Annotated in this window: 1 protein-coding gene; it reads left to right on the plus strand. The window is 72.1% G+C overall.

The window, feature by feature from the left end:
* On the plus strand, positions 1 to 502 hold a 502-nt coding region (locus tag ACTMTI_RS57010), incomplete at both ends, for a TetR/AcrR family transcriptional regulator (RefSeq protein ID WP_441129431.1).

A 502-nucleotide genomic window follows, 5' to 3' on the forward strand; every position in this document is an offset into this window, starting at 1 on the left:
TGCTGGCCGACACCGCGATGCGGCTCATCGACGAGGTCGGTCTCGCCGGCGTAACCCACCGCGCCATCGACGCGGCTGCCGGTGTCCCGGTCGGCACCACGTCCAACTACTTCCGCACCCGGTCCGCCCTCTACGAGGCGATCTCCCACCGGATCCTGGACCAGCAGTTCGCCGCCCTGCAGGCCGCACCGGCGACGCCACCCGACCGCGAGGACCTCGTCGACAGCCTCACCGCCGCCATTGACGATGGGAGTGGCCCGGCCCGCAACCGCTATCTGGCCCGGTTCGAGCTGTCCCTGGAGGCCGCCCGCAACCCTCGGCTGGCCGCCCTCATGCGCGAACTGCGCGCCGTGACCCTGCGCATCCGCACCGCCCAGATCCGCGCCATCCACCCCGCAGCCACCGACGAGCAACTCGACGCCCTCGGCTCCCTGCTGACCGGAGTGACCTTCGACCGCATCACCCTCGGCGTCCCCGGCATGGACACCCGGGCCCTCGTCCA

Source organism: Nonomuraea sp. H19, from assembly GCF_052068215.1.
Lineage (GTDB): Bacteria > Actinomycetota > Actinomycetes > Streptosporangiales > Streptosporangiaceae > Nonomuraea.